Source organism: Chromobacterium sp. HL1 (genome assembly GCF_057418835.1).
Window position 1 is genome coordinate 2110071 of sequence record NZ_CP162399.1, and the last position, 21513, is coordinate 2131583.

Below are 21513 nucleotides of genomic sequence, written 5' to 3' on the forward strand. Positions count from 1 at the left end.
ATGCAACAGCAAGACATCGTGATCGTGGGCATGGCGCGCACCGCCATGGGCGGCTTCCAGGGCGCTTTGGCGGCCAAGACGGCGGCGGAGTTGGGCGCGGCGGCGATCCAGGCCGCGGTGGAGCGCGCCGGCGTGCCGGCGGCCGACATCGACGAAGCCATCGTCGGCTGCGTGCTGCCGGCCGGCCAGGGCCAGGCGCCGGCGCGCCAGGCGGCGCTGGGCGCAGGCCTGCCGCTGGCGGTGAACTGCACCACGGTCAACAAAATGTGCGGCTCCGGCATGAAGGCGGCGATGCTGGCCCATGATCTCTTGCGCGCCGGCAGCGCGCGGGTGATGGTGGCCGGCGGCATGGAGAGCATGAGCAACGCGCCCTATCTGATGACCAAGGCGCGGGCCGGCCTGCGCCTGGGCCATGGCGAAATCAAGGACCATATGTTCCTGGACGGCCTGGAGGACGCTTACGACAAGGGCAAGCTGATGGGGGTGTTCGCCGAATGGTGCGCGGAGAAGTACGGCTTCAGCCGCGAGGCCCAGGACGCCTTCGCCATCGCCTCGCTGAACCGCGCCCAGGCAGCCATCCGCGATGGACTGTTCCGCGACGAGATCGCGCCGGTGACGGTCAGCGGCCGCGGCGGCGAGCAGGTGGTGGACACCGACGAGCAGCCCTTGAAGGCCAATGTCGACAAGATTCCGACGCTGAAACCGGCGTTCAAGAAGGACGGCACGGTGACGCCGGCCAACGCCAGCTCCATTTCCGACGGCGCCGCCGCGCTGGTGTTGATGACGGCGGAGGAGGCGGCGCGCCGCGGCCTGCGCCCGCTGGCCCGCATCGTCGGCCACGCCACCCACGCCCAGGAGCCGGGCTGGTTCACCACCGCGCCGGTGGAGGCGATCCGCAAGCTGCTGGCCCGGGCGGGCTGGAGCGCCGGCGACGTCGATCTCTACGAGATCAACGAAGCCTTCGCCGTGGTGACCATGGCGGCGATGCAGGACTTGGGCCTGCCGCACGACAAGGTCAACGTCCACGGCGGCGCCTGCGCGCTGGGCCACCCCATCGGCGCCTCCGGCGCGCGCATCATCATCACCTTGCTGTCGGCGCTGCGTCAGCGCGGCGGCAAGCGCGGCGTGGCCAGCCTGTGCATAGGCGGCGGCGAGGCGACGGCGATGGCGCTGGAGTTGCTGTAAGCGCTTTTCAGGCGGCGAAGCTTGGCTGGGCCTAGCCCTCGGCCCACCAGCCTGGCCGGCTGCCGCGCAGCACGCCGCGCACCGGCTTGCGGCGGGCGATCAGCTCGGCGGAGCAACAGGCGTCCACCAGGGTCAGATCGGCGGCGTCGCCGACTTGCGGCCACACGCGGCGGCCGGCGTCGTCCAGCGGCGTCAGGCCGCGGCTGATGTGGCGCAAGGCGCGGCTCAGCGAGTATTCATCGTTCCAGCCGTGGCGCTCGCCCAGACGGCTGGCGCGCTCGACGATGCTGCCGCTGTTGTAGGGCGTCCAGTGGTCGTTGATGTTGTCGTTGCCCAGGCTCAGCGGAATGCCGTGCGCGGCCAGGACGCGCGGCGGCGGCATCGGCACGTCGATGGGCGCCGCCGACACGATGGCGATGCCGCTGGCGGCCAGCGCCGCGCACACCTGGTCCAGCCGGGCCGGTTCCAGTTCCCCCAGGCAGTAAGCGTGGCTGACGCTGACCCGGCCGGCCAGGCCGGCCGATTCGCTCAGCCGCGCCAGCCGTTCCAGCGTATAGGCGCCCAGCTCGCCGCGCTCGTGCAGATGCAGGTCCACCGGTGCGCCGTGCTTAACCGCCAGCTCCAGCGTGGCGTGGAGCGAGCGTTCGATGTCGCCGTCCACGCTGGCCGGGTCCAGCCCGCCCACCACATTGAAACCGGAAGCCAGAGCCTGGTCCATCAGCTTGAGGGTGCCGCCGGACAGCAGGTCGTGCTGCGGGAAGGCGACCAGCTCGTAATCCAGCCAATGCTTGCGGCTGTCCAGCGCCAGACGCACTTGCTCCATGGTGGCGAGACCGGCCACCGGGTCCACATTGCAATGCACGCGGGCGAAGGCGACGCCGTCGGCGGCGATCAGGTCCAGCAGCGCTTCGGCGCGGCGCCGGGTGTCCGGCAGGAAATCCAGCAGGAAACCTTGTTCCTCGCGGATGCGCTCCGCCACGCTGACGAAGGGAGTGGCGGCGCGCCAAGGCCCGCCGTAATGGCCTTTGTCCAGGTGGATGTGCATGTCGGCGAAGGCCGGCAGCGCCAGCCAGCCGCGCGCGTCCCGGCGCGGCCGCCCGTCTTCCGGGACCGCGTCGAAGCGCAGTTCGGCGATGTGGCCGTCGGCGATCAGCAAATGGGCGCGGCGAGTAGCGGTGGCGACGATCTGGCCGGCGGCGTCGCGTTCGAAGCCGTCTTCCAGCAATAAGGGGCCAAGCCAGTAGGCGGGTAGGGCGGTCATGCGCGGTGTCCTTGCAGCGGGAGTGGCGGCGTCGCGCGGCGCGCGCGCGACAATGGATTTTTTATCGCTAAGCACAGAAGGGATTGCACTTTATTACGTTCGAATAATTGCGTTAGCATGGTTCGACAAACCAACTCTAAGAGAATTCTGCGATGAAGCTTACCTTGATCTCGCTGGCTTTTGTCGCCGCCAGCCTGGCCTTGCCGGCGCAGGCGGCCTCCGCGCCGGTTGACGGCCACGCCTTGCCGCCCGGCATCGCCTGGCTGCAGGGCGATGTGCCGGCGGCCTTCGCCAAGGCCAAATCGGAAAACAAGCCGCTGTTCCTGTACTGGGGCGCGGTATGGTGCCCGCCGTGCAATCAGGTCAAGGCCACCATTTTCAACCGCCAGGACTTCATCGCCCGCACCCGCCAGTTCGTGCCGGTCTACCTGGACGGGGACAGCCCGGACGCGCAAAAACTGGGCAGCGAGTTCAAGGTGCGTGGCTATCCGACCATGATTCTGTTCCGGCCGGACGGCGCCGAGATCACTCGCCTGCCGGGCGAGGTGGACCCGGAGCGCTATCTGCGCACGCTGGAGCTGGGGCTGGCGGCGGCGCGGCCGGTGAAGGCGCTGCTGCAGGCGGCCTTGGCCGGGGACAAGCTGGCGGACGGCGATTGGCAATTGCTGGCGGATTATTCCTGGGACACCGATCAGGCGCAGATCGTGCCGGAGAAACAGGTGGCGGCGACGCTGGCGGGTTTGGCGGACAAGGCGCCGGCGCAGCCGGCGGCCACCGCGCTGCGGCTGAAGCTGAAAGCGCTGGCCGCGGCTGCCGGCGAGGACGTTCCGGTGGCGGACCGCGCGCAAGGCTTGAGCGTCGCGCGCGCCGCCTTGGCGCAGCCGCGCGCCAACGCCGACATCCTGATCAATAGCGCCGCCGACATCGTCAAGGCGCTGAGCGCGGACGGGGCGGAGCGCCAGGCTTTGGCGGCGCAATGGGACGCCGCGCTGGAAAAACTGGCCGCGGACGCGGGCTTGTCCACCGCGGACCGCCTGGGCGCCTTGTCGTCGCGGCTGGCGCTGGCGCGTCTGAACCAGCCCAAGGGCGAGCTGCCGCGATCCTTGCGCGAGGAAGTCAAACAGCGGGTGGCGGCCGTGGACAAGGCCACCGCCAATCCTTACGAACGCCAGGCGGTGATCACCGCCGGCGCCGACCTGCTGACGCAAGCCGGCTGGCTGGACGAATCCGACGCGCTGCTGAAGGCGGAACTGAGCCGCTCCCACGCGCCGTACTACCACATGCTGATCCTGGCCTCCAACGCCAAGCAGCGCGGCGACAAGGCCGCGGCGCTGGACTGGTACCGGCAGGCTTACGAAGCGGCCAACGGCCCGGCCACGCGGCTGCAATGGGGCGTCAGCTATCTGAGCGGGGCGATTGAGCTGGCGCCGGCGGACGAGAAGCGGATAGAGAGTACCGCCAGCGCCATTTTCAAGGAGGCGGGCGGCACGCCCAGCGCCTTCTACGAGCGCAATCGGCGCTCGCTGGAAAAAGCGGTGAACCGGCTCAAGTCCTGGGGCCGGCAGCAACAGCAGGCGGCGGCGCTGGCGCGGCTGGCCGGACAGCTGGACGAGGTGTGCGCCAAGTTGCCGGCCGGCGATCCGCAAAAGCCGGTGTGCGAGGGCCTGGCGCAGTCCGCTCGCTCTTGAGTCAACCGGCGGCGGGCAGCGCCGACAGCATCACCTTGTCGCGGCCGTGATGCTTGGCCTGGTAGAGCATGGCGTCTGCCTCGCAGAACAGGCTTTCCAGCGAGGCGTGGCTGCTGTTCAGACAGGCCACGCCCAGGCTGGCGGTGAAACGCAGCCGCGCGCCGGCGTCCGGCAGCGGCAGTTCGATGCGGGCGATGGCGGCGCGCAAGCGCTCCGCCACCTGCGCCGCCTGTTCGCGGCCGGTGTCCGGCAGCAGGATGCAGAATTCCTCGCCGCCGTGGCGGCCGATCAGATCGGTCTGCCGCGCCTGCCGGCGCAGACAGTCCGCCAGCGCGGTCAGCGCCTGGTCGCCGGCCAGGTGGCCGTGGCGGTCGTTGATGCTTTTGAAATGGTCCAGATCCAGCACGATCAGCGACAAGGCGCGCCGCTCGCGCTGAGCCAGGCGGAAGGCCGTCACCGCCTCCTCGTCGAAGCTGCGCCGGTTCAGCAAGCGGGTCAGGCTGTCGCTGCGCGATTGCTGCAACAACTGATCCATCGCCCGTTCGTACACCAGGTAGAGCTGGCACACCACCACGCCGTAGCCGGACCACTGCGTCATCAGCAGCAAGAGGTTCTGTCTTTGGCTGGCCACTTCCATTTCCGGCTGTCCGGAAGACAGGGCCAGCGCCAACTGCGTCAGCTCCAGCAGCAGGGTCAGCACCGCCAGCGCCGAGGCCAGGGATTTGCCGGCGCGCGGGCTGTCTTGTTCCGCCTGCCACAGCCGCCAGGCAATCAGCCCCCACAGCAGGCAGCCGCCCAGCGAGAAGATGGCGTGGCGGGCCAGCGCCGAATGCGCCAGTCCGTCGTGGGCGAACAGCAGCAGCGGAATGAAGATCAAGGCCAGTCCCAAGGGCAGGCTGTATTGGCTGGAATGATTGTAAAAACGCTCGATGCTGATCAGCACCTGCAAGGCGGCCAGCTGGATCAACAGCTTGGCGCCGATGGAGATCAAGGCGGGGTCCAGATCCAGCGGGGCCAGGTAGAGCAGGCCGGCCGCCGCGTCCAGCAGGCCGCCGATGGCGAGCGCCAATACGGCGGGCTGGCGCTGGCTGCGTCGCCAGAACAGGAAGGTGACCAGGGAGATGACCAGGCTGTAGCCGGCGGTGCAAGCCAGCGTTGTCCGTGGGTCGAGGAAAAATGACATCGTGTTCTATGGGCAAGGAGCGTCTGGCAGGGTATCGGCCAGGCAAGCGCACGACAATAGCAGTCTATTGATATTCATACAATTTCACTCTGAAATAAAACGCCGCCCCATGCCATGGGATGCGGCGGGTGCGCTACAATTATCTCTTTTGATTGTTGGTCTGCATCATGGACAAGCCGCGGTATCCGATCAGCGAGCGCGAAGTGGAATTCAGCGCGATGCGCGCGCAAGGCGCGGGCGGGCAAAACGTCAACAAAGTGTCGTCGGCGGTGCACCTGCGCTTCGACGTGCGCGCCTCCTCCTTGCCGGAATGGCTGCGCGAGCGGCTGCTGGCTCAGCCGGACCAACGCTTGAACAAGGACGGGGTGCTGGTGATCAAGGCGCAGCAGCACCGTACCCAGGAATTGAACCGCGCCGACGCGCTGCAGCGCCTGCAGGCCTGGGTCGACGCCGCCAGCCACATCCCCAAGGCGCGCCGCGCCACCAAACCCACTTACGGCTCCAAGCAGCGGCGGCTGGCCGGCAAGACGCGGCGCGGCGAGGTCAAGTCCCTGCGCGGCAAAGTGGATCTATAGCCGGCCCAATTGCTTCGGCGGAATCGCGGGAATGTATTAGTGTTAATGCTGTGGGCATTAATATTGAGGCAAAGGGGCCGCGATGAAAGGCTTGACGATTAGGGCGCAGCTGCAGCTGCTGGCTTTCGGCATAGTGGTGTCCTGCCTGCTGATCGGCGCGGTCGGCTACCAAAGCACGGCGCACCTGGCGCGCAGCATTAATGAATTGTTGGACAGCCAGGGCGCGGTGCGCCGGCAGATGGACGCCGACATGATGCACGACGCGGTGCACGGCGACGTTCTGGCGCTGATGCTGGCGCAGAAGAACGGAGATCGCGCCGCGCTGACGGAAATCCGCAAGGACGTGGACGAGCACCGCAAGCGCTTTCTCGGGGCAATGAAGGAAAACCAGGACAAGATCAACGATCCCGACGCCCGCGCCTTGCTGCAGCAGATCCTGCCGGTGGTGGAGCGCTACACCGCCGCCGCCGCCGCCATCGTCGCGGTCGGCTTCGACCAGCCGGAACAGGCGACGGCCAAGCTGAAGGATTTCCAGCAGGACTTCGCGCTGCTGGAAGACAAGATGGAAAAACTGGCCGACGCCATCGACAACGGTTCGCGGCGGCAGAACGACAGCACGGTGGCGCAGGTGGGCGTGGCCGCCGTGCTCATCATCGTCGCGGCGCTGGCCGCGGCCTTGCTGATGGCCTTGCTGTGCTGGTGGGTGGCGCGTTCGGTGCTGCCGCCGATCGAGCGTTTCAAGGACGCGGCGCAACGCATAGAGCGCAGCGGCGATCTGTCCATCCGCGCGCAGGCGGGGCGGCGCGACGAGCTGGGCGCCGCCATCGGCGAATTCAACACCTTGATGGACACCTTGCAAGGCATTGTCGGCAAGGTGGGCCAGACTTCCGGCGCGCTGGGAGACTCCGTCGACGAGATTTCCCAGCTTACCCAGAGCGTGGAGCAGGCCAGCCGGCTGCAAACCGATTCGGCGCAGTCCATGGCCGGCGCCATCCAGCAATTGGCCGACCACCTGGCCAGCGTGGCCGAGCACGCCGACAGCACCTTGCGGATCGCCGGCGAAGTGGGTCAATGCTCGAGCGAGGGCAGCAAGGCGGTGCAGCAGACCGTGGGCAATATCGGCAACCTGGCCCAGACCATTCATCACAGCGCCAACAGCGTGCAATTGCTGGAGGGCGACATCCGCAAGATAGGCGGCATGGTGGATTCGATCCGCGGCATTGCCGAGCAAACCAATCTCCTGGCCTTGAACGCCGCCATCGAAGCCGCGCGCGCCGGCGAGTCCGGCCGCGGTTTCGCCGTGGTGGCCGACGAGGTGCGCGCGCTGGCGGAGCGCACTTCGCAGGCGACGGCGGACATCGTCAACGTCATTTCCCAGCTGCAAGCCACCTCGGAGCAAGTGGTCAGCGGCATGGAAAACGGCGTAGGCCAGGTGGAGCAGGGTGTGGAGCTGGTGAAGCAGCTGGGCGGCATGGTGGACCAGATCGGCCGCCAGGCCGGGGTGGCGGAGGAGCGCATCCGCAACATTTCCCGGCTGCTGGACAATCAAAAAGAGGCCGGCGCGCAAATCCTGGTCAACGTCGACGCGGTGACCCAGCATGCCGGGACCACCAGCCGTTCGGTGGAGCAGGTGCAGGACGAATTGCTGCAGCTGCGCGGCCATTTTGGCGAACTGAGCGAGTCCATCCGCCATATGCGGGTCTGATCCGGTTTGGCCGTCACGGCCGGCGCGGGTAGAATGCACGGTTTTTCGACACGCGAAAGCGATGTGAGGATTCGGCCATGGCCAAGAAACAAAAACAAGACGAGTTGGACGAGGAAACCCGCGCGTTGCTGGAATGGTGCGCCGAGGTGGAAACCCATCTGGTGGCGGCCGGCGCCACGGTGGCGGAGGCGCAGGAGCATATCGAGGAACAGGCGGAGTGGTACACCGACCAGTACTACGACGGCCTGAGCCCGGAAGAGGCGGCGCGGGCGGCGCTGAAATGAGTCGACGCATCGCCGTCATCGATTTCGAAACCAACGGCGCGTCCCCGGGACGCGACTGTCGCGCCACCGAAATCGGCGTGGCGCTGCTGGAGGACGGCCGCATCGTCGGCCGTTACCAAAGCCTGATCAACGCCGGGGTGTGGATTCCGCCGATGATTGAGCGGCTAACCGGCATCAGCAACGCGATGCTGCGCGACGCGCCGCCGCCGGCGGTGGCGATGGCCGAAGCGGCGCGCTTCGTCGGCGACACGCCGCTGGCCGCTCACAACGCCAGCTTCGACCGCAAGTTCTGGGATTACGAGCTGGCCCAGCTGGGCCTGTCGCGCAGCCAGGACTTCGCCTGCACCCTGCTGCTGTCGCGCCGGGTGCTGCCGCAGGCGCCGGACCACAAGCTGGGCACTTTGGCGCGCTGGCTGAGCCTGCCGGACACCGGCCGCGCCCACCGCGCGCTGGCCGACGCGGAAATGGCCGCGCATTTGCTATCGCATTTGCAGGGCGAACTGAGCAGCCGCTATGGCGCGCATCTGTGTGAGCACGGCCAGCTGTGCGGCATGCAGAAAGTCAGCGCGGCCAAGATAGGCCAGTATCTGCAAGCCCAGGCCGGCTGAACCGCGGTTCGCGTCGTGATGAGGCGGAGCAAATCTCAGCCGCCTTCGTCTGGCGCGCCGACGCCAAACTCCGGTCTGGCCTCGAACCAGGCCAGCGCCCGTTCGCGAAAGGCGGCGACGGCCGGCGTCTCCGCGCGCTCCCGCAGGCAGGCCAGCACGATGCGTTGCGCCGGCAGCGGATCGGCGATGGGGCGCAGCGCCAGCGGCCGGCCGTCATAGCTGTGGTCGCCGCTGGGCCGGGTGTAGGCGATGGCCACGCCCAGGCCGTGAGCCACCATGCCGCGTTGCAGCTCAAGGCTGCGGACCGATTCCAGCCGGGCCGGCCGCAGGCCGTGCATGCGCAGCAAGTCCAGAAAATGCGGGCCGCTGTGCGCCTGCTCGGTCAGCAAGAGCGGCCATTCGCATAATTCCCTCAAGCCCACCTGTTCGTTTCGCGCCAGCGGATGATCGGCCGCCAGCAGCGCGTGGGGCGCCAGCGTGCGCAGTTCGGTCAGCGCCAGCGCGGGCGGCAGCGCCAGATCGTAGCTGATGGCGACGTCCAGCCCGCCTTGCAGCAATTGCGGGCCGATCAGGTCGAAGCCGCACTCCCGCGGCTCCACGCGCAAGGACGGATGCCGCTCGCGCAGCGCGCGCAGCAAGGGCGGCAGACAGTAGGGCGCCAGATCCTCGAAGCAACCTAAGGCCAATTCCCCGGCCAAGGCGTCCGCGCCGTCGGCCAGCCCCTCCAACGCCATCGCGGCTTCCACGGTCCGCCGCGCCTGCGCCAGCGCTTGCCGGCCAAACGGCGTCGTCGCCATGCCGGAGCCGCGGGTGCGCACGAACAAGGCCTGTCCCAGGATGCCTTCCAGCTCTCCGACGGCGGCGGATACCGCCGGCTGGGAGACGTTCAGCCGTTCGGCCGCGGCGCTGATGCCGCCGTGACGGGCCACGGCCAGCGCGTAGCGCAATTGACGCAAGGTCAGCTTCATCGCTTTTTCCGAGGAGAATGATCAAAACATATTATTTTATTTTGGCATGGACTTGCGCTGATAGTGAGGGCAGTCGCCCGCAGTGGCGGCGTGTATCCATACAAGAGGAGGAGAAGCCCATGTCAGCCTGTCCCGAAACGTCCATTGCCGACATCGCCGCCTTTCAGCGCGACGGCGCCGTCTGCCTGCGCGGCCTGTTCCGCGATTGGGTGGATGTCATCGCCGCCGGCATCGAGCGTAATCTGCATGCGCCAGGCCCCTATGCCGGCAATGTGGTCGCCGCCGGCGAGCCGGGCTCCTTCTTCGAGGATTATTGCAACTGGCGGCGTATTCCCGAGTTCGAGGCGGTGGTGACGGAGTCGCCGGCCGCGGCGGCCGCGGCTACCCTGATGCGCTCGACCCGCGCGCAATTCTTCCACGAGCATGTGCTGGTCAAGGAGCCCGGCACTCACAAGCCCACGCCCTGGCATCAGGACATCCCGTATTACTTCGTCGACGGCGAACAGACCGCCAGTTTCTGGATTCCGGTGGACCCGGTGCGCGAAGCCACTTTGCGGCTGGTCGCCGGTTCGCATCGCTGGGAGGAATGGGTGCGGCCGGTGCGCTGGAAAGACGATTCCGGCTTCTACGAGGGCGACGCGCGCCGCTACCGCGACGCGCCGGATCCGGACAGCGAGCCGGGCATGCGGGTGCTGGAGTGGGCTTTGGAGCCGGGCGACGCGGTGCTGTTCGATTTCCGCACCGTGCACGGCGCGCGCGGCAATCCCGGCGGCGGACGGCGGCGCGCGCTGTCCTTGCGCTGGCTGGGCGACGACGCGCGTTACGCCGAGCGTCCGGGACGCACCTCGCCGCCGTATCCGGAGCACGGCATGAGGCCGGGCCAGCGCCTGCGCGAGGATTGGTTTCCGGTGCTGTGGCCGGCGGCCTGAGGTCTGTCAGGCGGTCCAGCGCATCAGGAATTCGCCGTCGGCGTATTGGATATCGACAAAGCCTAGGCGCAGGTAGAGCCGTCGCGCCGGATTACGCTCCAGCACGCTGAGTTCCAAGGCGGCTCCGGCGTGTTCGGCCTCGCGTTGCAGACTGCGGATCAGCTTGCCGCCCAGGCCGCGGCCATGGCAGTCCGGCAGCAGTTGCAACTGGATCAACCGCCAGGCGGGGAGCCGGCGCGCGACTTTGAGCAGACCGATGTCCCGTTCGCCTTCGAGGATGATGGAGGCGTGTTCGAAACCATCGTGGACTCGGCTCAGGAGTGCATCTTCATCACAGGGGCGGCCCGCCGTTTGCAGATGGGGACCCATGCTGGCGCGGCGCAGCGCCAGTAGGAAGGCGAGGTCGCCGCGGACGGCCGGGCGCAAGGTGATGGGTTGGCTCAGCGTTTTTCTCCTGAAGTCGAGCTCGGAGACGCGGTGCTTTGCACCATAGAGAACGGCCCGCCTAGGCGGGCCGTTTGTTCGGATCAGGCGTCCAGTCCTTGCTGGGCCAGCGCCGCGGCGCGCAGAACGGCGCGCGCCTTGTTCTGGGTTTCCTGCCATTCCATGTCCGGCGAGGAGTCGGCGACGATGCCGGCGCCGGCCTGCACATAGAGCATGCGGTTCTTCAACACCGCGGTGCGGATGGCGATGCACAGGTCCATATCGCCGTTGAAGCCCAGATAGCCGACCGCGCCGCCGTAGATGCCGCGCTTGCTGGGTTCGAACTGGTCGATGATCTCCATCGCCCGCACCTTGGGCGCGCCGGACAGGGTGCCGGCCGGAAAAGTGGCCTTGAGCACGTCGATGTTCGACACCTCGGGGCCGACCTTGCCTTCCACGCTGGACACGATGTGCATCACATGGGAATAGCGCTCGATCGCCATATTGTCGGTGACGCGCACGCTGCCGGTGGCGGCGACGCGGCCCACGTCGTTGCGGCCCAGATCCATCAGCATCACGTGTTCGGCGATTTCCTTGGGGTCGGCCAGCAATTCGGCCGCCAGCGCCTCGTCCTGCTCGCGGGTCTGGCCGCGCGGGCGGGTGCCGGCGATGGGGCGCACGGTGACGGTGTCCTGTTCGCGGCGCACCAGGATTTCCGGCGAGGCGCCCACCACGTGGAAGTCGTCGAAGTGATAGAGGAACATATAGGGCGACGGGTTCAGGCTGCGCAGCGCGCGGTAGAGGCTGAGCGGAGACTCCGAGAACGGCATCTGCATGCGCTGCGACAGCACCACCTGCATGATGTCGCCGTCGTGGATGTAGCGCTTGCAGGCGGACACCGCGTCCTTGAACGCCTGTTCGCCGTATTCCGACGCCGATTGCGTGCCTTGGGCCGGCAAGGACAAGGGCGCTTCCAGCGGCTCGCGCAGGCGGGCGCGCAGTTGCGCCAGCCGCGCCTCGGCTTTGAGCAGCGCGTTGGGCACTTCCGGATCGGCGTAGACGATCAGATAAAGCTTGCCGGACAGATTGTCCACCACGGCCAATTCCTCGGACACCATCAGCAGCATGTCCGGCGTGCCTATGGTGTCGGGCTTGCTGGTTTCGGACAGCCGCTTTTCGATGTGGCGTATGGTGTCGTAGCCGAAATAGCCGACCAGGCCGCCGGCGAAGCGCGGCAGGCCGGGTTGCGGCGGGGTGCGGAAGCGCTGTTGGAAGGCTTCGATGAAGGCCAGCGGATCGCCGCTGTGACGCTCGATCACCTTGTCGCCGTATTCCACCTGCACCTGCTGGCCGTTGACCCGCAAGCGGGTGGTGGACGGCAGGCCGATGAAGGAGTAGCGGCCAAAGCGCTCGCCGCCGACGACGGACTCCAAAAGATAGGAATAGGGCTGGTTGGCCAGCTTCAGGTAGACCGACATCGGAGTGTCGAGATCGGCGAACAGCTCCAGGCTGACCGGGATGCGGTTGTAGCCGGCGGCGGCCAGGCGGTTGAATTCTTCATGGGTCATGGCGGGTCCTGCGCTCTTGTGGTCGTGGTGAGGTCGAATGCAGCTTGTCAAACAGGCATTGAGCGGCGCCATCGGCATCCAAGCCGGTATCCTTGCTTCATCATGAAGTCGTCATCCGTAAAAGAAGTTATCAGCTGATCAGCTATTCTTCATCAAATCGTATAGTTCGGCAATATTGGACACCGTGAGATCGGCGCCCAGCGCGGCGGCGTCGGCATAGCCGTAGCTGACGGCCACGGCGGCGCAGCCGGCATTGCGGGCGGCCAGCACGTCGTTGGCGGAGTCGCCGACCATGGCCATCTGTTCAGGCTGTATGCCCAAAACCTGGCAAACGTGCAGCAAGGGCAGCGCCGACGGTTTCTTTTCCGCCAGGGTGTCGCCGCCGATGATCAGGCTGAAGCAATCGCGCAGCCCCAGTTGTTCCAGCAGCGGCAGCGCCAGCCGTTCTGATTTATTGGTGATCACCGCCAGCGGCAGCTGCAGCGCGCGCAGCAGGCCCAGGCCGTCGGTCACGCCCGGATAGATGGTGGTGTTGTCGCTCAGGTGCTCGCGGTAGTACTGGATGAAGAAGACGTAGCCGCGCTCCCACAGCGCCGGATCGGCCTGGCCGTCGCGCTCATTGGTCAGCGCGCGGTGCACCAGGCTGGCGATGCCGTCGCCGACGTGTTCTTGAATGCGCAGCGCCGGCAGCGGCGGCAGGTCCAGATGTTCGCGCATGGCGTTGGCGGCGGCGGCCAGATCCGGGATGGAATCGACCAGGGTGCCGTCCAGATCGAAGGCGACGGCTTTGATGTGTTTCAGGTTCATAAGCGTTTCAGCGCGGCGGCCTTGGCCGCCACTTGTGACGTGTCGCGCGCGTCCGCGCGCGACAGATTTCGTAAACAGGCGTCAGCCCAGGTTGCGGATGTCCACCACGGTTTGCAGGCCAAAAGCCGGCGACAGCAGATGGTCGACGATGCGGCGCGCGGCGGCGGCCGGGGTGCTCAGTTCGCCGTCCGCCTTCAGCGCGTCGAAACGGGCTTTCTGCGGGAACTGCTCGGCGTCGCTGCCGCGGATGCTGGCCTGCATGTCGGTGTCCACCACGCCGGGGTAGAGCGCGACGATGTGCGCGGCGTTGTCCTGGCCGGCCTGTTCCGCGGCCACGCTGCGGCTGAAGTGGTCCAGCCCGGCCTTGGTGGTGCAGTACACGCTCCAGCCCGGGTAGGGTTTGGCGGCGGCGCCTGAGGAAATGTTCAGGATGCGGCGGCGGGCCTTGAGGCCGGCGCTGGCGCGCAGCAGCGCGTCCGTGGCCAGCATCGGCGCCGCCAGATTGATCGCCAGCGCGCGGACCAGGTCTTCGGCCGGGTAATGGGCGGCCTGGGCGATGGGCGTCACCACGCCGGCGTTGTTGATCAGGTTGAGGCTGGCGCAGTCGGCCGGCTTCAGCTGTTCCAGCGCGGCGGCGATGGCCGGCGCCACCGCGGCGGCGTCGGAGAGGTCGGCGTCTATGGCGCTCAGGCGTTCCGGGTAACGGCGCGTCAGCGCGGCCAGCGCGTCCACGGCGCCGCGCGCCAGGCCGGCGACGCGGTAGCCGTCGGCGAGCAGGGCTTCGGTCAGCGCCAGGCCAAGGCCGCGGGAGGCGCCGGTCACGATGAAGGCGTGCATAGTCTGTGCTCCTGGGGTGAGGGCCGGTTTCAGCGGAGTTGGGCCAGCTCGGCGCGCATCTCGTCGATCACGGTCTTGTAATCGGCCTGGCCGTAGATGGCGGAACCGGCGACGAAGGTGTCGGCGCCGGCTTCGGCCACCGCGCGGATATTGTCGGTCTTGATGCCGCCGTCCACTTCCAGCCAGATTTCGCCGCCATGCCTGGCGGTGTATTCATCGATGCGGCGGCGCGCCTCGCGCACCTTGTCCAGCGCGTGCGGGATGAACTTCTGGCCGCCGAAGCCCGGGTTCACCGACATGATCAGCACCATGTCTATCTTGTCCATCACATGGTCCAGATAGGACAAGGAGGTGGCCGGGTTGAACACCAGGCCGGCCTTGCAGCCGGCGTCCTTGATCAGGCCCAGCGTGCGGTCGACGTGCTCGGAGGCTTCCGGATGGAAGGTGATGATGTTCGCGCCGGCCTTGGCGAAGGCGGCGGCCAGGCTGTCCACCGGCTTCACCATCAGATGCACGTCGATGGGCGTGCCCTCGCAGTGCGGGCGGATGGCTTCGCACACCATAGGCCCTATGGTCAGGTTGGGCACGTAGTGATTGTCCATCACGTCGAAATGGATGATGTCGGCGCCGGCGGAGATCACGTCGCGAACCTCTTGGCCAAGACAGGAAAAATCGGCGGAAAGAATGCTGGGAGCGATACGGAAAGTGCGCATAGGGCGTTGCTTTGGGCAAGGATGAACACGGGATGGCCACATTCTACCGCGCCAAAAGCGTTCCGGCGGGATAAAATGAAGCACAAACAACAAAAGGAGCGCTGAACATGGCGGAAAAAACCTACCGTGTCGAAGTGGAAGCCGAACCGCATTACATCGAAGAACAATCCAATATGGCCAACGATATTTATGTGTTCGGCTACCGCATCCGCATCACCAATACCGGCAGCGAGCCGGCGCAGCTGGTCAGCCGCCACTGGATCATCGCCGACGCCAACGAGCAGGTTCAGGAAGTGCGCGGCATGGGGGTGGTGGGCGAGCAGCCGCGCATCGAGCCGGGCCAGTCTTTCGACTATTCCAGCGCCACCCATCTGAAAACGCCTTACGGCTCAATGAAGGGCAGCTATCAGTTTCTGGCCGACGACGGCAAGCGTTTCGAGGCGGAAATCCCCGAGATGAATCTGGTGGCGCCGCGCGTGCTGCATTGAGAACCCGTTCAAAGTCCGCCGAGCTCTGGCGATACGGCGTTGAAACCGGCTTAGGAATGCTCAATGCGCCGCTTGGCCATTGCGCATTTTCGGCCGCAACGCCTTGTCTCGCCCCCGCTCGCTGGACTTTGAACAGGCTCTGAGACTTCGCAAAGCCGGCGGCGCTATTTTTCCCTGGGCCAGGTCCACCACACGATGAAGGTGGCCAATCCGCCGGCAATCGCCGCTTCCAGCAATAATATCCACATGTCCGCGCCCCCTGGCGAGCGTTGATGATGTTCGCAAGACAACTCAACTCTCACTTTGGAACAGCTTGACGCAACAGGCAATCCCAAATATGCGTTTTACCCATTCCGGCCCGGCTCCGGACCGCCGCAACGATATCGCCACCCTCAAGACGCTTGTGCCCTATTTATGGGTGTTCAAGTGGCGGGTGCTGCTGGCGCTGTCCTGTATGATTTTGGCCAAGGTGGCCGCGGTCAGCACGCCCTTGTACCTGAAAGACATCGTCGATCAACTCTCGGTGCCGGCCACCCTGTTGGCCTTGCCGGTGCTGGCGCTGGCCGGCTACGGCTGCGCCCGCCTGCTGTCCAGCGTGCTGGGCGAGCTGCGCGACGCGGTGTTCGCGCGGGTGATACAGGGCGCGGTGCGCAGCGTGGCCGGCGGCGTGTTCCAGCATCTGCTGCGGCTGTCGCTGCGCTTTCACCTGGAGCGTCAGACCGGGGGCATGAGCCGCGACATCGAGCGCGGCACCAAGGGCATAGGCTTTTTGCTGAACTTCACCGTGTTCAACATCCTGCCCACCTTGCTGGAAATCGGCATGGTCACCGCCATTCTGCTGCACCGCTACGCCTGGCCGTTCGCGCTGGTGACCTTCGGCACCATCGCCGTCTACATCGCCTTCACCCTGGTGGTGACCGAGTGGCGCACCGTCTACCGCCGCAGCATGAACGATCTGGACTCCAAGGCCAACGCCAAGGCGATAGACGCGCTGCTCAATTACGAGACGGTCAAATATTTCAACAACGAAGGCTACGAGGCGGCGCGCTACGACAAGAATCTGGCGGCCTGGGAAGCGTCGGCGATCAAGAACCAGGTGTCGCTGTCCATGCTCAACGCCGGCCAGGGCCTGATCATCGCCAGCGGCGTCACCCTGATCATGGTCTTGTCCGCGCGCGAGGTGGTGGCCGGGCGGATGACGGTGGGCGACGTGGTGCTGGTGGCCACCTTCATTACCCAGTTGTACGCGCCCTTGAACTTCCTCGGCTTCGTCTACCGCGAGATCAAGCATTCGCTGGCCGACATCGAGCGCATGTTCGCGCTGCTGGGCGCCAACGAGGAAGTGGCGGACGCGCCGGGAGCGACGGTGCTGGCCGCGCCGGCGGCCGCGGTGCGCTTTGAACAGGTGGGCTTCGCTTACGAGAGCAAGCGGCGGATTCTGAACGAGGTCAGCTTCGACATCCCGGCCGGCAAGGCGCTGGCGGTGGTCGGCGCCAGCGGCGCGGGCAAATCCACGCTGTCGCGGCTGCTGTTTCGCTATTACGACGTCGGCGAGGGCCGCATCCTGGTCAACGGCCGCGATATCCGCGAGCTGAGCCAGGACAGTCTGCGCGCCCATATCGGCATCGTGCCGCAGGACACGGTGCTGTTCAACGACACGGTGTATTACAACATCGCCTACGGCCGGCCCGGCGCCAGCCGCGAGGAAGTGATGGAAGCGGCCAAGTCCGCGCACATCCACGATTTCGTCAGCAGTCTGCCGGACGGTTACGACACGATGGTGGGCGAGCGCGGCCTCAAGCTGTCCGGCGGGGAAAAACAGCGGGTGGCGATTGCGCGCACCATTCTGAAGAATCCGCCCATCCTGATCTTCGACGAGGCCACCAGCGCGCTGGATTCGCGCACCGAGAAGGCGATCCAGCGCGAATTGGCGGAGATCTCAGCCAATCGCACCACGCTGATCATCGCCCACCGGCTGTCCACCATCGTCGACGCCGACCAGATCCTGGTGATGGAGGCCGGGCGCGTGCTGGAGCAGGGCAGCCACCGCGAGCTGTTGGAGCGCGGCGGCCGCTACGCCGAGATGTGGCGTTTGCAGCAGACGGAGCGGTCGGCGACCGACGACGTCTGAGAACCTGTTCCAAGTCTGCCGCGCGGGAGCGCCGCGGTCTTGAACCGGCTCAGGGCTGGCGTCGGCCGGCGGCCTTGAGTTCGCTCATCGCCGCCAGTACGGCGTCGGCCAGCGTCAGCATGCGCTGGCAGTCCGCGCTTTGAGGGTGGCCGGCGAAGTCCAGCGCGGGGGACAGCGCCTGTAAGGCGCGGCGGGCGCTGGCGGCCACGTCGGCGGCCAGATTGAAATCGCCGGGCGACAGCACCCGGCCGTTGCGGATTTTCTTGTAGTACACGGCCGCCATCTGCGCGTACTGCTCCGAGGTTTGCTGAGCGGCCAGGCTGGGCTGCAAAGCCTCCAGCAAGCTCATGATTTCGCGGCAGGCCTGCTCCGCGGCGTTCCAGCGCTTATCCTGTTGCTGGCGTTGCTGCGCCTGGGGCTTGGTCGCGGCTTTCTTGCTCGCCATCTTGGGCTCCTGGGAAAAAGTCAGAGCGCCGCATTCTAGCCATCCCGGCCGCGGCGCGCCACCGTCGCGCTAATCGTGCAGGTGGAAACCGAGCAGGGCGTCGTCTTCGCTGGGCAGCGACAGTTCGACGAAGTCGTTCAGGCAGAACAGGGTCAGTTTGCCGCCGTAGACGGCGCCGGTGTCCAGGTTCAACACATTGTCGAAGCGGGTGGCGCTGGTTTGCGGGGTATGGCCCACCAGCAGCAGGTCCACGCCGCGCACAACGCCGCCGCGGCCGTGGCGCGCGCGTTCCCGCGACCACAGCGCGACGTTGCGGCCGCTTTCCGGCAGCGTGCCGTTGGCGAGGCCGGCGGCCAGCGCGTCCCAGTCGTTGCCGGGGCAATCCGCGTGCACCACGCCGATCTTGCCGCCGTCCGCGTCGCTGACTTCTATCGCGTAGGGCAGGCGCTGAAAAGCGGCCAGGCAGGCTTGTCGCTGAGGCGCGGGCAGGGTCAGCAGCCAGGAGCCGCCGTTGTTGACGTGGCGGATTTCGGCTTGCTTGTCGCCCAGTATCGAATCGATCGCCAATTGTTCGTGATTGCCGCGCACCGCGTAGAACCACGGTTGCGCCAGCCACTCCAGCACCGCCGCGCTGTCGGCGCCGCGGTCTATCATGTCGCCGACTGACAACAGACGGTCGCACTCGGGATTGAAGGCGGCCATTTTCAGCAAACGCGACAATTGGCGGAAGCAGCCGTGAATGTCGCCGACCGCCCAATCGCGGCCTTGGGTATTGCGTTGCAGCTTCAGAATCATGCTCGAACTCGGGGGTGGGGTGCGGCTATTTTGCGCCATGCCAATGGTTTTGTCATTGTGTTGATAGTTTCACAATTAGAATTGTTTTGATTTGACTATCAAAGGCTTACCGAGTTCGATGTCATCCGGGGCTAGGCGGTTCGCCATTCCTGGCAGAATTGCCGGCGGAAGTCCCGCAGCCACTGCAGCCGTTGCTCCGCCATCTTTCGGCCGGCCTCGGTTTGCATCATGGCCGGCAATTTGGCGAGCTTGACCTCGATGTGGTCCAGCGCCCAGCGGCGGTCGTCCAGCTGGCGGGCCTCGCCCAACGGATCTTGCGGATGAGCCAGCGCCGAGTCCATGCGCCCGGCGGTGTAGAACAGCCGCGCCAGGCCGACGGCGCCCAGCGCGTCCATGCGGTCGGCGTCCTGCACGATGCGGGCTTCCAGGCTCTGCGGCGGGATGGCCGCGCTGAAACTGTGCGCCTCGATGGCGTGGGCCACGCCGTCCAGCCGTTCCGCCGGAAAATCGCCGGCGGCCAGCAGCGCGCGGGCGCGGGCTGCGGCCTGGCGCGAGGCCAGATGGCGTTCCGGATGGTTTTTCGGCAGGTTGACCAGGTCGTGCAGATAACAGGCGGCCAGCACGGTCAATGCGTCGGCGTCGGGATGGGCGTCCAGCAACTGCCGGGCGCAGGCCCAGACGCGATGGAAATGATTGAGATCGTGGGCGCCGTCGTCGTCGCCCGGCTGTTGTTGCAGCAGGCCGATCAGGCGGACGCGCCAGTCGTCTAGCGTCGCATCGGAAAGAATGGAGTTCATGGCGGCGGCAAGGATTGGGGCAGGGGATTACAGCCCCAATCCGCGTCGCCGTCAAGCCGGCGATTTAACAGTTCTCAGCCTGCGTTCAGCTCGCAGTAGCGCGCCGCGATCGCCGAGGCCAGGCGGGCGTTGTTCAGCACCAGCTGGATGTTGGCGGCCAGGCTGTTGCCGCCGGTCAGCTCGCAGACGCGAGCCAGCAGGAAGGGCGTGGATTCCTTGCCGGCCACGCCTTGTTCCTCGGCCTCGCCCAGCGCCTGCTCGATGGCGGCGTCGATCTTGTCGCGCGGCATCGCGTATTGCTCCGGAATCGGATTGGCCACCACTACGCCGCCGCGCAGTTGCAGGTTCCACTTGGCCTGCATCGTGGCGGCGATGTCGACGGCCTCGTCCAGACGGTGGTCCAGCTTGAAGGCGCTGTCGCGGGTGAAGAAGGCCGGCAGGTGGTCGCAGCGGTGGCCGATGACCGGCACGCCGTGGGTTTCCAGGTATTCCAGCGTCAGGCCCAGATCCAGGATGGACTTGGCGCCGGCGCAGACCACGGCCACCGGGGTTTGCGCCAGTTCCTGCAGGTCGGCGGACACGTCGAAGCTGCGCTCGGCGCCGCGGTGCACGCCGCCGATGCCGCCGGTGGCGAACACGCGGATGCCGGCCATCGCGGCGATGATCATGGTGGTGGCCACGGTGGTGGCGCCGCTGCGTTTGCCGGCGACGATGAAGGGCAGGTCGCGGCGGCTGACCTTGGCGATGTCGCGGCCGCCCTTGCCCAGGTATTCGATCTCGTCCGCGCTCAGACCGGCCTTCAGACGTCCGTCGATGATGGCGATGGTGGCCGGCACCGCGCCGTGGGCGCGGATCTCCGCTTCCACCTGCAGCGCGGTTTCCACGTTCTGCGGATAAGGCATGCCGTGGGAAATGATGGTGGATTCCAACGCCACCACTGGGCGGTTGGCGGCCAGGGCGGCGGCGACTTCGGGATGAATGTCGAGATGGGCGTTGTGCATTGCGTGCTCCTTAGTTGATGACGAGATCAGGCGTTCAGATAGGCTTCCACCGCCGCGCGGGACAGGGAAGGGTTGTTGGTGGCGGCGGAGGACAACGTCAGCGCGGCGCAGCCGCGAGCAAAGCGCACGCTGTCCGCCAGCGACAGCTCATTGAGCCAACCCCAGGTCAGGCCGGCCATCAGCGCGTCGCCGGAGCCGGTGGTGTTGACGATGGCGCAGTCCGGCGCGTCCAGCCAGCCGTCGCCGGCTTCGCCGCTGTAATAGATGCCGGTGCCGGCCATGCTCAGCACTACGCGGCGCACGCCCTGGCCATGGAACCAGCGCGCCGCCTCCGGCGCGTGCTCCGCCCGTTCCAACGGCAGGCCGGACAAGGCGGCGGCTTCCAGGCGGTTGGGTTTCAGCGTGTGGATGCGCGACAGCCAGGGGCGGACGCGCTCGGCCTTGAACGCGGATACCGGATCGACGAACAGCGGCTTGTCGCCGCTTTCGGCGATCAGCCAGGCCAGCGCGTCGGCGCTCAGATTGGTGTCGGCCACCACCGCGCCGGCGTGGCGCACCAGCTCGCTCTGCGCTTGCAGGCGCTCAGGCGTCAGCCGGTTGAGGATGTCCATGTCGTTGATGGCCAGCGCCATGTCGCCGTCGGCCTGCTGGATGGACAGATAGGTGGAGGTGGCGGCGTCCGGCAGCGTCAGACAGCCGCGCACGTCGACGCCGGCGCGCTGGGTGGCTTCCAGCAGCGAGCGGCCGTGGATGTCGTCGCCCACCACCGAGACCAGCCGGCAGTCGGCGCCCAGCCGCGCCAGGTTTTCCGCGACGTTGCGCGCCACGCCGCCGGGCGAGCAGCGCACCTGGCCGGGATTGGAGTCGCCGTGACGCAGCGCGGCGGCGGCGCTGCCGACGATGTCCATATTGGCGCCGCCGACGGCGGCGACATAGCGCTGTTCGGCCAGGATGTAGCCTTTGCCGCGGATATGCCCCTTTTGCACCAGATTCATGATGTGCCCGGCCACCGCCGAGCGGCTGATGCCCAGTTGATCCGCCAGCTCTTGCTGCGGGATCAGCGGATCCAGGCGCAGCAGAGAGAGGATTTGTTGTTCCCGCTCAGTCATCAAACATTTGTCC

Annotated in this window: 22 protein-coding genes; 9 read left to right on the forward strand and 13 right to left on the reverse strand. The window is 66.8% G+C overall.

Features of this window, described 5'->3' with window-relative positions; all coding sequences use genetic code 11:
• Entirely contained in the window at positions 1 to 1185 is a 1185-nt protein-coding gene (locus AB1Z25_RS09600; RefSeq protein WP_486637112.1) for an acetyl-CoA C-acyltransferase, read from the forward strand.
• Between the two features lie 31 nt (positions 1186 to 1216).
• Here AB1Z25_RS09600 and AB1Z25_RS09605 read toward each other — a convergent pair whose 3' ends face one another.
• Positions 1217 to 2446 (reverse strand): amidohydrolase family protein, encoded by a 1230-nt coding sequence (locus AB1Z25_RS09605; protein ID WP_486637113.1) that lies wholly within the window; start codon positions 2444 to 2446, stop codon positions 1217 to 1219.
• 152 nt (positions 2447 to 2598) lie between these two features.
• On the opposite strand from AB1Z25_RS09605, the gene AB1Z25_RS09610 reads away from it, so the two are divergent.
• Positions 2599 to 4134, forward strand: coding sequence for a thioredoxin family protein (locus AB1Z25_RS09610; protein WP_486637114.1), 1536 nt, complete (start codon positions 2599 to 2601; stop codon positions 4132 to 4134).
• A gap of 1 nt (position 4135) precedes the next feature.
• On the opposite strand, the gene AB1Z25_RS09615 is transcribed toward AB1Z25_RS09610, so the two are convergent.
• Entirely contained in the window at positions 4136 to 5317 is a 1182-nt protein-coding gene (locus tag AB1Z25_RS09615) for a GGDEF domain-containing protein (protein WP_235088809.1), read from the reverse strand.
• A gap of 167 nt (positions 5318 to 5484) precedes the next feature.
• On the opposite strand from AB1Z25_RS09615, the gene arfB reads away from it, so the two are divergent.
• From arfB to AB1Z25_RS09635, 4 genes are all read left to right on the forward strand, one after another.
• Positions 5485 to 5892 (forward strand): alternative ribosome rescue aminoacyl-tRNA hydrolase ArfB, encoded by a 408-nt coding sequence (gene arfB / locus AB1Z25_RS09620; RefSeq protein WP_081544746.1) that lies wholly within the window; start codon positions 5485 to 5487, stop codon positions 5890 to 5892.
• Positions 5893 to 5974: 82 nt separating this feature from the next.
• Positions 5975 to 7597 (forward strand): methyl-accepting chemotaxis protein, encoded by a 1623-nt coding sequence (locus tag AB1Z25_RS09625; RefSeq protein WP_107799233.1) that lies wholly within the window; start codon positions 5975 to 5977, stop codon positions 7595 to 7597.
• Between the two features lie 77 nt (positions 7598 to 7674).
• A complete protein-coding gene (locus AB1Z25_RS09630) occupies positions 7675 to 7881 on the forward strand; it encodes a hypothetical protein (RefSeq protein ID WP_019101381.1) in 207 nt (68 codons plus the stop codon).
• Positions 7878 to 8489, forward strand: a complete 612-nt coding sequence (locus AB1Z25_RS09635) for a 3'-5' exonuclease (RefSeq protein ID WP_227108178.1) — start codon at positions 7878 to 7880, stop codon at positions 8487 to 8489. Before AB1Z25_RS09630 ends, AB1Z25_RS09635 begins: the two co-directional genes overlap by 4 nt.
• Positions 8490 to 8524: 35 nt before the next feature.
• Here AB1Z25_RS09635 and AB1Z25_RS09640 read toward each other — a convergent pair whose 3' ends face one another.
• Entirely contained in the window at positions 8525 to 9457 is a 933-nt protein-coding gene (locus tag AB1Z25_RS09640) for a LysR family transcriptional regulator (protein ID WP_486637115.1), read from the reverse strand.
• A gap of 119 nt (positions 9458 to 9576) precedes the next feature.
• Between AB1Z25_RS09640 and AB1Z25_RS09645 the strand changes: the two genes are divergently transcribed.
• Positions 9577 to 10386 (forward strand): phytanoyl-CoA dioxygenase family protein, encoded by an 810-nt coding sequence (locus tag AB1Z25_RS09645; RefSeq protein WP_486637116.1) that lies wholly within the window; start codon positions 9577 to 9579, stop codon positions 10384 to 10386.
• Between the two features lie 6 nt (positions 10387 to 10392).
• Here the strand turns inward: AB1Z25_RS09645 and AB1Z25_RS09650 are convergent, their stop codons facing one another.
• The 5 genes from AB1Z25_RS09650 to rpe all read right to left on the reverse strand — a co-directional run bounded on the left by AB1Z25_RS09650 (position 10393) and on the right by rpe (position 14734).
• Complete coding sequence (locus AB1Z25_RS09650) at positions 10393 to 10812, reverse strand: GNAT family N-acetyltransferase (RefSeq protein ID WP_107799229.1); 420 nt, start codon at positions 10810 to 10812, stop codon at positions 10393 to 10395.
• A gap of 101 nt (positions 10813 to 10913) precedes the next feature.
• Entirely contained in the window at positions 10914 to 12377 is a 1464-nt protein-coding gene (trpE, locus tag AB1Z25_RS09655) for an anthranilate synthase component I (RefSeq protein ID WP_486637117.1), read from the reverse strand.
• A gap of 138 nt (positions 12378 to 12515) precedes the next feature.
• Positions 12516 to 13184, reverse strand: a complete 669-nt coding sequence (locus AB1Z25_RS09660; RefSeq protein ID WP_227108188.1) for a phosphoglycolate phosphatase — start codon at positions 13182 to 13184, stop codon at positions 12516 to 12518.
• Between the two features lie 81 nt (positions 13185 to 13265).
• A complete protein-coding gene (locus AB1Z25_RS09665) occupies positions 13266 to 14021 on the reverse strand; it encodes an SDR family oxidoreductase (protein WP_486637118.1) in 756 nt (251 codons plus the stop codon).
• A gap of 29 nt (positions 14022 to 14050) precedes the next feature.
• Positions 14051 to 14734: a ribulose-phosphate 3-epimerase gene (gene rpe / locus AB1Z25_RS09670; RefSeq protein ID WP_227108191.1), complete on the reverse strand. Its 684-nt coding sequence runs from the start codon at positions 14732 to 14734 to the stop codon at positions 14051 to 14053.
• A gap of 107 nt (positions 14735 to 14841) precedes the next feature.
• Here rpe and apaG point away from each other — a divergent pair, with 107 nt between their 5' ends.
• Positions 14842 to 15222: a Co2+/Mg2+ efflux protein ApaG gene (apaG, locus tag AB1Z25_RS09675; RefSeq protein WP_019101389.1), complete on the forward strand. Its 381-nt coding sequence runs from the start codon at positions 14842 to 14844 to the stop codon at positions 15220 to 15222.
• Between the two features lie 337 nt (positions 15223 to 15559).
• Complete coding sequence (locus tag AB1Z25_RS09680; protein WP_486637119.1) at positions 15560 to 17353, forward strand: ABCB family ABC transporter ATP-binding protein/permease; 1794 nt, start codon at positions 15560 to 15562, stop codon at positions 17351 to 17353.
• A 49-nt stretch (positions 17354 to 17402) separates the two neighbouring features.
• Here AB1Z25_RS09680 and AB1Z25_RS09685 read toward each other — a convergent pair whose 3' ends face one another.
• From AB1Z25_RS09685 to AB1Z25_RS09705, 5 genes are all read right to left on the reverse strand, one after another.
• A complete protein-coding gene (locus AB1Z25_RS09685) occupies positions 17403 to 17798 on the reverse strand; it encodes a hypothetical protein (protein WP_253314633.1) in 396 nt (131 codons plus the stop codon).
• Positions 17799 to 17867: 69 nt separating this feature from the next.
• Positions 17868 to 18593 carry a metallophosphoesterase gene (locus tag AB1Z25_RS09690; RefSeq protein WP_158274272.1) on the reverse strand — a complete coding sequence of 242 codons (726 nt, stop codon included), beginning with the start codon at positions 18591 to 18593 and terminating at the stop codon, positions 17868 to 17870.
• A 131-nt stretch (positions 18594 to 18724) separates the two neighbouring features.
• Positions 18725 to 19390, reverse strand: coding sequence for an HD domain-containing protein (locus tag AB1Z25_RS09695; RefSeq protein WP_486637120.1), 666 nt, complete (start codon positions 19388 to 19390; stop codon positions 18725 to 18727).
• Between the two features lie 74 nt (positions 19391 to 19464).
• Positions 19465 to 20391 (reverse strand): pseudouridine-5'-phosphate glycosidase, encoded by a 927-nt coding sequence (locus AB1Z25_RS09700; RefSeq protein WP_235088799.1) that lies wholly within the window; start codon positions 20389 to 20391, stop codon positions 19465 to 19467.
• Positions 20392 to 20417: 26 nt separating this feature from the next.
• Entirely contained in the window at positions 20418 to 21500 is a 1083-nt protein-coding gene (locus AB1Z25_RS09705) for a PfkB family carbohydrate kinase (RefSeq protein WP_486637121.1), read from the reverse strand.
• Between the last annotated feature and the right edge of the window lie 13 nt (positions 21501 to 21513).